We start from the raw sequence: 9,137 nt of genomic DNA on the forward strand, positions 1-9,137 counted from the left end.
AACCCATCATTAATGAATGGATTGAAACTGCAAAGTCTCTTGGGAGGATTATACCTGAACCAAAAGGCAAATTAATGTATGCCTGATGATTTCCATTCTCCAAACCCCACGCCTTACCCTCCGCCGCTTTACCGAAGCTGATTCTAAATTATTATTACAACTCAACAGCAATCCCGAAGTATTAAAATATTTACATGAGCCACCTCTGGCAACAGAAGAACAGGCACTGCATATTTTAAAAACCATCATCTTACCACAATACAAAAATAATTTAGGCCGCTGGGCAATACATTTAAAAACTACCAATGAATTTATTGGCTGGTGCGGTTTAAAATATTTAGCTGAAGCCAATGAAATTGATTTAGGCTACCGGCTGATGCAAAATTTTTGGGGTAATGGTTATGCATACGAAGCCGCAAAACATACTGTAGAGTATGGTTTTAATCAGCTGCATTTAAAAACTATTATTGGCCGGGCACATATTGAAAATATTGCCTCGCTAAAAATTTTAGAAAAAATTGGTATGCAGTTTATAAAAGAAGAAATAGTAGATAATTGCCCGGTAAAAACTTTTAGCGTCACTACTTAAATATTCCCGCCGATTTCGCCAATATCGCTGATAAAAAAATATTGCTTTTCTGCGAAATCAGCGGGCAAAAACTTCTTACTCTAATCCGTGAAAATCTGTGTAACCTGCCTGCCTGCCGGCAGGTCCGTGGCTACCCTATTTTGCCAAAGGCAAATTTCTTTACTTTGTGTTTCAGTGGCAATTTCCAAAATTTTGTTAAAGCAAAAAAATAATCTCCGAAATATTTCGTAATTCAAAAAATCTATCTACATTTGACCTACTAAACATTTCGTACAAAAATAAATAATTATGAAGAAGCTACTATTGTTTGCTGCTGTAATGGGTTTTACTACTTTAAGTTATACCGTATCCGCACAGGATGAACAGCCAGAAGTAAAAGAAAGAAAAGAATTAAAGGAAAAGAAAGAGTTAAAAGAAAGGAAGGAACTAAAAGAAAAAAAAGAAACCCAGGAAATTGTAATCCGAAAAAATGGAGATAAGGATACTAAAATTACCGTTGAGATAAAGGGAGATAATGTAACAATCAATGGTAAACCCATCAGCGAATTTAAAGATGGCGACATTACCATTAACAAAAGAAATATTAAAATTTGGGATGGCCAACGCAGTCTTTCCTTTGCGCCTGGTGATATGGATGTTTATTTCAACGGCCCAATGAAAGGTATGCTTTCCGGCGAACCAAGAGCTTTTTTAGGTGTAACTACCGGTGTTGAAAATAATGACGATGCCAATGATACCAAACCAAATACAGCTGTAATTACTAACGTTACCAAAGGAAGCGCCGCAGAAAAAGCAGGCTTAAAAAATGGCGATGTGATTACAAAAATTAATGATAAAAAAGTTGAAGGCCCTGAATCTTTATCAGAAGTGGTGGGTACATTTAAACCAAAAGATGAAGTAACGGTGTACTACAAACGTGATGGAAAAGAAAATTCTTCTAAAGCAGTTTTGGGAGAAACCAAATCATCAATGTCGTATTCTTTCAGCGGACCAAAAGCAAATTTGCGTTCGCTTACGATTCCACGTACACCAATGGCACCCGGTATGAATTTTTCTTCACCGGATATGCAAATGTGGGATGATGAAAGAATGGGAGGATTAGACAGGCTGAAAGAAATGAATGGCCTGGATATGTTTCCCCGTCAGCAAAAATTAGGGTTAAAAATTCAGGATGTGGAAGAAGGTGATGGTGTAAAAGTTTTAGATACGGATAAAGATTCTCCTGCAGAAAAAGCAGGGCTTAAAAAAGATGATATTGTTACCGAAATTGGTGGTAAAAAAATTACCAATACCGATGATGCCCGTGAGCAACTGCACGAAAATGCAGATAAATCGTCTTACAACATTAAAGCAAAACGCAACGGAAAAGAAATGAGCTTCGATATAAAAATTCCTAAAAAATTAAAAACAGCAAATTTATAACGCTATTGAAAAACAAAGTAAAAGCCCCCAAAATTTGGGGGCTTTTTTTATCAAACTTATTTTGCGCTAAGATATTCTACTTTTCTTCTCCCCTTTGGGGAGAGATAGAGAGGGGCTTTTTTACTTACCTTTGCCCTGTGAAGAATAATGATAAATACCAGGTGGTTATCGGGCTTGAAGTACATGCACAACTCTTAACAAAAAGTAAATTATTTTGTGGTGACAGTGCTGCATTTGGCGGCGAAGCCAACACACATATCAGTCCTATTACTTTGGCGCATCCCGGAACATTGCCTAAAATGAACCGTAAGGCAATTGAGTATGCAATTAAATTAGGCCTGGCTTTACATTGCAATATTGAACAGCATAATTATTTTGCCCGTAAAAATTATTTTTATCCCGATCTGCCAAAAGGTTACCAGGTAAGTCAGCATACTACACCCATTTGTAAAAATGGTTTTGTAAAAATTAAAACTGCTGATGGCGAAAGAAATATTTTGCTTAACAGGATACATATGGAAGAAGATGCAGGAAAAAGTTTGCATGATGTGGATGAAAATTTTACTTCTATTGATTTAAACCGTGCCGGCGTTTGCTTATTGGAAATTGTAAGCGAACCGGATTTGCACAGCAGCGACGAAGCCTTTGCATACATAACCGAATTAAGAAAATTAGTCCGCTGGTTAGAAATTTGCGATGGCAATATGGAAGAAGGCAGCATGCGCTGCGATGCCAATATTTCTATACGTTTAAAAGGAGAAACAAAATTAGGTACCCGTGTAGAAGTGAAAAATTTAAACAGTATCCGCAATGTAAAAAAAGCTATTGAGATTGAAGTGGCAAGACTTATTGAAATTACAGAAGCAGGTAATAAAATTATACAGGAAACAAGAAGTTTTGATGCCGATAATAATGCTACATTTTCGTTACGCAGTAAAGAGGAGGCAGATGATTACCGTTATTTTCCCGAGCCCGACCTTACACCATTTTTTATTACTGATGAGTTTTTGCAGCAGGTAAAAGAATCTATTCCTGCGCTGCCCGAAACTTTAGAAAAAAAATACCAGGATATTTTACATTTAACCCCTTACGATGCCAATGTAATTTGCAGCGATAAAGAAAATGTAAATTATTTTGAAGCCATTATAAAATATACCAGCAATTATAAAGCTGCCGCTAACTGGTTACTTGGGCCAGTAAAAAGTTATTTAAATGACAGTAGCACTGACATTAAAGATTTTATTTTACCTGCAGAAAAAATTGCAGCCATCATACAATTGGTTGATGAGGGAAAAATAAATTTCAGCAATGCGGCCACAAAAATATTCAGTGCTTTAATAAATGATCCGCAAAAAGAGCCCCTGCAAATTGCAACAGCACTAAATCTTTTACAGGAAAGCAACAGCGGTTCTGTTGCAACCTGGGTTGATGAAGCCATTGCAAAAATGCCTGATAAAGTGGCAGCATATAAAAGTGGTAAAAAAGGATTGATAGGATTGTTTGCCGGCGAAGTAAAAAAATTAAGTAAAGGAAAAGCTGATATGCAAATAGTAAATAAATTATTAAGCGAAAAGCTGGGGTAAAATACTGAGTAAGTCACCCTTCGGGGTTGACACACTCAGCGAATAAGCTCTTGTTATTTCGAAACTTCTTTTTGGATAAAAATTTATAACAAAAAAATAAAATGAAAAAAATATTATCTCTGCTGTCAATTGCTGTTATTTTAATTTCTTGTAACAATGAAGGTGAAAAAGGAAAATTTACAGTAAATGGCCAGTTAAAAAATGTGCCCGACCAAAAAGCCTATTTAGAAGAATTATCTTTTGGCCAAAAAGATCCTGAAGTAATAGATACTGCCGAAATTAAAAACGGAAAATTCATGCTTACCGGCATTGCTGCCGAAGAAGGTATTTACCGCATACGATTAGAAAAACTGACTAACGGTTTTCTTTTTATCAACGATAACAACAGTATAAATTTTACCGCCGATTTAAACGATGTAAGTTTAACCGGCCCTTCCTTTTCATCTGCTGCCAACAGTTCTTTAAAAAAATTTATTGGTATCCACGACAGCCTGATGAAAAAAGTTCAGGAATCTTATGCCGCATTAACCCAATTAAAACAAAGCGGTGCCAATGCAGGCGATAGTATTTCAGTAGCAACAGAAGCTTCTTTCAACAATGCAAAAGAAGCTATGACAAAATTTTGTTTTCAATATGCCGATACAGCAAAAAGCCCAGCCATGGCTTTGTTTGCTTCTACCGGTGCACCTGTTGATATAAAAGAAATTCAGCTGCCGCTGCAAAAATTAGTACAGCGTTTCCCTAAAAACAATGGCATAATATCTTTTGCCAATTTTGCAAAACAACAACTGGCAACTCAGGAGCAGCAGCAATTAGCAGCACAGCAACAACAATCTCAAAGTAAAGCTGCCATAGGCAGCATAGCCCCTGATATTACCATGAACGATGTAAACGATAAACCTTTTTCGTTAAGTCAGTTAAAAGGTAAATATGTGCTTGTAGATTTTTGGGCCAGCTGGTGTGGACCATGCCGTGGCGAAAATCCTAATGTAGTGGCTGCCTACAATCAATTTAAAAATAAAAATTTTACCGTGCTGGGGGTATCGCTTGATAAGGATAAAGCATCGTGGCTAAAAGCAATTCAGGATGATGGCCTAACCTGGCAGCACATCAGCGATTTAAAATACTGGAGCAGTGCCGCAGTTGGCCTGTATGGTTTTAACGGTATTCCTTATAATGTTTTGGTTGATCCTCAGGGAAAAATAATTGCAATTAATTTAAGAGGGACAGAGTTGAGCGTTAAGTTGGGGGAAGTGTTGAATTAATTCTCTTTCCCTTCCACCGGCGTTCCAAATGCCGCATTATCTTTTGGTTTACTCAATCCGAAATTATAGCGCAATGTTATACCAAATCTTCGGGTATCATTTACACGGCTGCCACTGGCATTTACATTGCCCTGGTTTAAATTAAAAGAAACCTGGTTGGTACGCAACACATCATTTACCGAAAAAATAATGTTTGCTTTTTTCTTTAAAACACTTTTGTTAGCAGAAATATATAAGCCGCCAAATTTATCCAATTCATAAAAATCAACAAAACCACGGGTAAGCATAAAACCCTGCACATCAAATGTAAGTGTAGTTGTGGCTTTTAACTCATGATACATAAAAAACCGCCAGCTGCCCCTGCTGTATTGTAATAATTTATTTTGATAAAGCCCTTCGTATGTATTGTAATTATGTTGTGCCCCCATGTAAAAAAAGTATTTTCTTCCGGGAGGAATGCCACCTACAATTCTAAAATACAACTCTTTGTTTTTACCTAAATTATCATAAGTGCGGTAAGCAATTTTTGTAACATCATCCTGGTAAGTAACCTTACTGAAAATATCTTTGGTTTCGTTTACACCAAATGCAAAAACCGGGAAATCATCAAACATTACATTCAACTCGTAGTTGGTGGTAAACTGCGGCTGCAGTTTAGGGTTACCTAATTCAAATAAATACTGGTCAACATATTTTGGATAAGGATTCAGTATTTCGTAATAAGGCCTTTTAATACTGCGGCGGTAAATAGCATTGCCCACCAGCTGCATACCAAAAAGTTTAAACAGATTATGCCGCAAAAAAACATACGGGAAAAGGTCAGTTCGTTTTATAGAAAGTGTAGTGTCTTTAGGAATAGTTTGACGACCATTAATATTGGTAGTTTCTAAACGCAGGCCCGGCTTTAAAGTAAAACCAAAAAATGTTTTGGCTAATTGTAAATAAGCAGCGCTTATAGTTTCTTTATATTTAAAAGTATTGGTTTGATAAGGATCAATTTTTCTGCCGCTGTTTGAAGTATCATAAAAATAAGCAGCACTGTTGTTACTGTTGCTGATGGTAGCTTTAATGCCAGTTTCTAAGGTGAATTTTTTAGGCAGTTTTAGCGTAAGATCTGTTTCAGCAACAAAAATATTTTTATTGTTTTTATTTTCTCCATCACCCAAAACTGTGGGCCTTGTTGGCAAATAAAAATAATTAGTATAGCGTTGTGTGTTGTTGTTGCGGTATAAATTATAATTCAGTTCAGCTGTCCATTCGCTGCCCACAGAGTCAATTTTGTATGTAGAAGAAATCTCATTACTGATATAAAGAGAATTATTCTTGTTATTAATGTTAGATTGATTTTTGCCTAAAACAGTTGGTGTATTATTTTTAAAAATATCAATACTGTTTATGGCATTGCTTTTACTGTTGTTGTTACTTACTCTTATATCATAGCCCACATTAAATTTTTTTGTAAATGCAACATCTATTCCGGTGCCAATATAAAATCCGTTGGATGGATAAGTGGTGTAGGCTTTTTGTACTACTAAAGAAGAATCAGTTTTTATCAACCTGTCCGAATTTAATTCTTCAAAAGTTTTTCGGTTGGTAAACTGGTAATTAAAATAGCTGTTAATTTTTTGGGTGCTTTTATTAATATTGATGCCTGCAGTTTTTGTACTGTACACTCCTTGAAAATAACCCACATTTACACTGCCGCTGCTGCCAAGCTTAACACCTTTTTTTAAAACAATATTTACAATACCACCGCTGCTGGCAGCATCATATTTTGCTGAAGGGTTACGCAGTATTTCTATTTTACTTACACTGCCTGCCGGTAAACTTTTTAGTAAAGAGGCAAGGTCGGCGCTGCTCAATTTCATTTCCCTGCCATTAATATAAACTGTTGCCGGGCTCATGCTGCTTAAATAAACATTACCATCCTGGTCAATAATGGCACCCGGTGTTTTTTCTAAAACTTCATACGCATTGGTGCTGCTGTTGGCTAATACGGTAGCATCTACAATTGTTTTATCATCTTCCTGTTTTATTAAAGGTCTTTTACTAACTACTGTTACCGTTTTAAGATTGGTGGTGTTGCGTTTTAATAAAAGATAAGCAGTAACAGGCTTGTCGGAAACGTTTATAGTTTTAGTTACTGTCTCAAAACCAATACAAGATGCGGTAATAAAATATTTAGTTAAATGATTTACAGCAAAACTATTACCGCTTTTATCAAAAACCTGCGAAGAAATTGAAGCTGTATCAGGCAAAAGAAATAATTGCACCGTTGCATTATTGACCGAATCATTTTTTGATGATTGCAGAAAAATTTTAAGTGCAGTTGTTTTATTTTGTGCATGGGCATGCAGCATACCAGTCAGCAAAAGTACGGTAGCTAAAAAAATTGTTTTCAATATTTGGCTTACTTTAAATTTCTAAAACTATTTTATAATGATTATGAAATAAAATAATGCTGTAATAGAGAAAATTGCAGCCTGCTGTATTATTAATCATTATTTAAATAATCAAACCCTAAGTTCCCCCTTCAGGGGGTGGAGGGGGTTTTACTTCTTCTCAAACAACTCCTTCTTATCTACCACTTTTACTTTATCACCTTCCTTTAAAGATTTACTCACCACATCATACGGCCCGGTAATAACTTCATCACCTTCTTTAAGGCCTTCGGTAATTTCAATATTGTTAATGTCCTGAATATCCGTTTTTACTTTTACTCTTTTTATTTTTCCTTCTTTATCTAAAATAAATACCACCACTTCCAAATCATCATAAGCAGATGTAGCAACTGTTACTGCCGGTGTTGCAGCAGCATCAGTCATTTTCTTTTTATTAGTCTTGCTGCTGTCATTTTTATCACGGGTGGTTACTGCATTAATAGGTACACTCAATACATTGCTGTGTGTTTTCGTTTGTATATCCGCACTGGCACTCATACCGGGGCGAAAAGGAAAGCTGCCTTTACCAATTAAATCCATATAACTTTCGGGCAACAGCCTTACATATACTTTGTATTGCGTAACATCGGTTGATGTTGTACCTAATGCACTTTGCGACGCAGCACCATTATTACTGCTGGCAATTTGTGTAACCAGGCCTTTAAATTTTCTGTCGCCGTACGCATCAACTTTTATAACAGCACTGTCGCCCAGTTTTACTTTAGGAATATCATTTTCTCCCACATCAACTCTCAGCTCAATTTTTTGCATATCAGCAATACGCATCATTTCGGTACCCACATTAAAACTGTTACCGGCAACTTTTTCTCCCTTCTTTACATTTAATAAAGAAATTACACCATCAGTAGGCGCAACAATTACGGTTCTTCCTAAATCTTTATTGGCTTTTTGTAAGTTAGCCTGTGCACTCTGTGCGCTGGCCCTGGCACTTTGCACACCTGCCTGACCACCACGGATACCCTGTACCGCAGCATTGTAATTGGCTTTGGCGCTTTTATAATTTGCTTCGGCAATATTAAATTCGCTGCGGCTTATTACTTTATCATCAAACAATTGTTTTTGCATCGTATAAGTTCTTTCTGCCTGGTCCTGCTGCGCTTTCAATGCATCTAATGCCGCCTGCGAATTATTCACCTGGGCCTGCGAAACACTTACCTGCGCCTGGCTTTGCGCCACACCGCTTGCAGCCTGGCTGCGCTGTATATTATAAATGTCAGCAAAAATTCTTGCCAGTACCTGCCCTTTTTTTACAGTGTCGCCTTCCTGCACATTCAGCTCCGTAATTTCTCCACTAATATCCGGACTAACTTTTACTTCTACCTCCGGATAAATTTTTCCGCTGGCATTTACAATTTCGGTGATGGTTCTTTTTTGTACTTTTTCCGACGTAACTTTTGTATCCTCGTTTTTACCAAACACACCCATTTTACTAAGCACTACCAAAAGCACCAGTAAAATTCCCAGCGAAATTAAAATCCATTTAAGCGATTTACTCATTGTTTTTTTTTTGTGAGCCGGGCCAAAGTTCTTTGTTCATCTTCATTGGCGTCGCACTCTTGTACTATATTTCTTTATTCAACTTTTTTTATTTTTATTACACTTAATCTACGCTCAAATCTTCTCCTTTTCCCTCCCCGAAGGGGAGGATAGGAGGGGCTGTGGCTTCTCTACAACATCAATCCCTGCCCTTTGTAAAATTCCAGCACTTTCATTTTAAAAACATAATCATACTGGTTCAATGCATTCTGCAGTTTTGCAGTAAATAAATTATTCTGGCTCGTGATCAGATCAAAAGTTCCCAGCATGCCCACATCGT

The 9,137-nt window shown here is 36.7% G+C and carries 6 protein-coding genes; 4 read left to right on the forward strand and 2 right to left on the reverse strand.

Annotation, left to right across the window (positions count from 1 at the left end):
* Positions 1-85: 85 nt before the first annotated feature.
* From ACY65O_RS11660 to ACY65O_RS11675, 4 genes are all read left to right on the forward strand, one after another.
* Positions 86-589 (forward strand): GNAT family N-acetyltransferase, encoded by a 504-nt coding sequence (locus ACY65O_RS11660; RefSeq protein WP_462221029.1) that lies wholly within the window; start codon positions 86-88, stop codon positions 587-589.
* Between the two features lie 288 nt (positions 590-877).
* A complete protein-coding gene (locus ACY65O_RS11665; protein ID WP_462221030.1) occupies positions 878-2,011 on the forward strand; it encodes a PDZ domain-containing protein in 1,134 nt (377 codons plus the stop codon).
* Positions 2,012-2,148: 137 nt separating this feature from the next.
* On the forward strand, positions 2,149-3,594 hold the full coding sequence (gene gatB, locus ACY65O_RS11670) for an Asp-tRNA(Asn)/Glu-tRNA(Gln) amidotransferase subunit GatB (RefSeq protein ID WP_462221031.1): 1,446 nt from the start codon (positions 2,149-2,151) through the stop codon (positions 3,592-3,594).
* A 101-nt stretch (positions 3,595-3,695) separates the two neighbouring features.
* Entirely contained in the window at positions 3,696-4,859 is a 1,164-nt protein-coding gene (locus tag ACY65O_RS11675; RefSeq protein WP_462221032.1) for a redoxin domain-containing protein, read from the forward strand.
* Here ACY65O_RS11675 and ACY65O_RS11680 read toward each other — a convergent pair.
* Both ACY65O_RS11680 and ACY65O_RS11685 read right to left on the reverse strand, forming a co-directional pair.
* Positions 4,856-7,261 (reverse strand): TonB-dependent receptor, encoded by a 2,406-nt coding sequence (locus ACY65O_RS11680; protein ID WP_462221033.1) that lies wholly within the window; start codon positions 7,259-7,261, stop codon positions 4,856-4,858. The genes ACY65O_RS11675 and ACY65O_RS11680 overlap by 4 nt on opposite strands.
* A 150-nt stretch (positions 7,262-7,411) precedes the next feature.
* A complete protein-coding gene (locus ACY65O_RS11685) occupies positions 7,412-8,818 on the reverse strand; it encodes an efflux RND transporter periplasmic adaptor subunit (RefSeq protein ID WP_462221034.1) in 1,407 nt (468 codons plus the stop codon).
* Positions 8,819-9,137: the final 319 nt, after the last annotated feature.

This window comes from Ferruginibacter sp. (assembly GCF_031430955.1).
Taxonomy (GTDB): Bacteria; Bacteroidota; Bacteroidia; order Chitinophagales; family Chitinophagaceae; genus Ferruginibacter.

What these genes read in the sequence shown, in the direction of transcription:
- ACY65O_RS11660 (WP_462221029.1), top strand. Translation starts at nt 86, where the DNA reads ATGATTTCCATTCTCCAAACCCCACGCCTTACCCTCCGCCGCTTTACC.
- ACY65O_RS11665 (WP_462221030.1), top strand. Translation starts at nt 878, where the DNA reads ATGAAGAAGCTACTATTGTTTGCTGCTGTAATGGGTTTTACTACTTTA.
- ACY65O_RS11675 (WP_462221032.1), top strand. Translation starts at nt 3,696, where the DNA reads ATGAAAAAAATATTATCTCTGCTGTCAATTGCTGTTATTTTAATTTCT.
- ACY65O_RS11685 (WP_462221034.1), bottom strand. Translation starts at nt 8,818, where the DNA reads ATGAGTAAATCGCTTAAATGGATTTTAATTTCGCTGGGAATTTTACTG.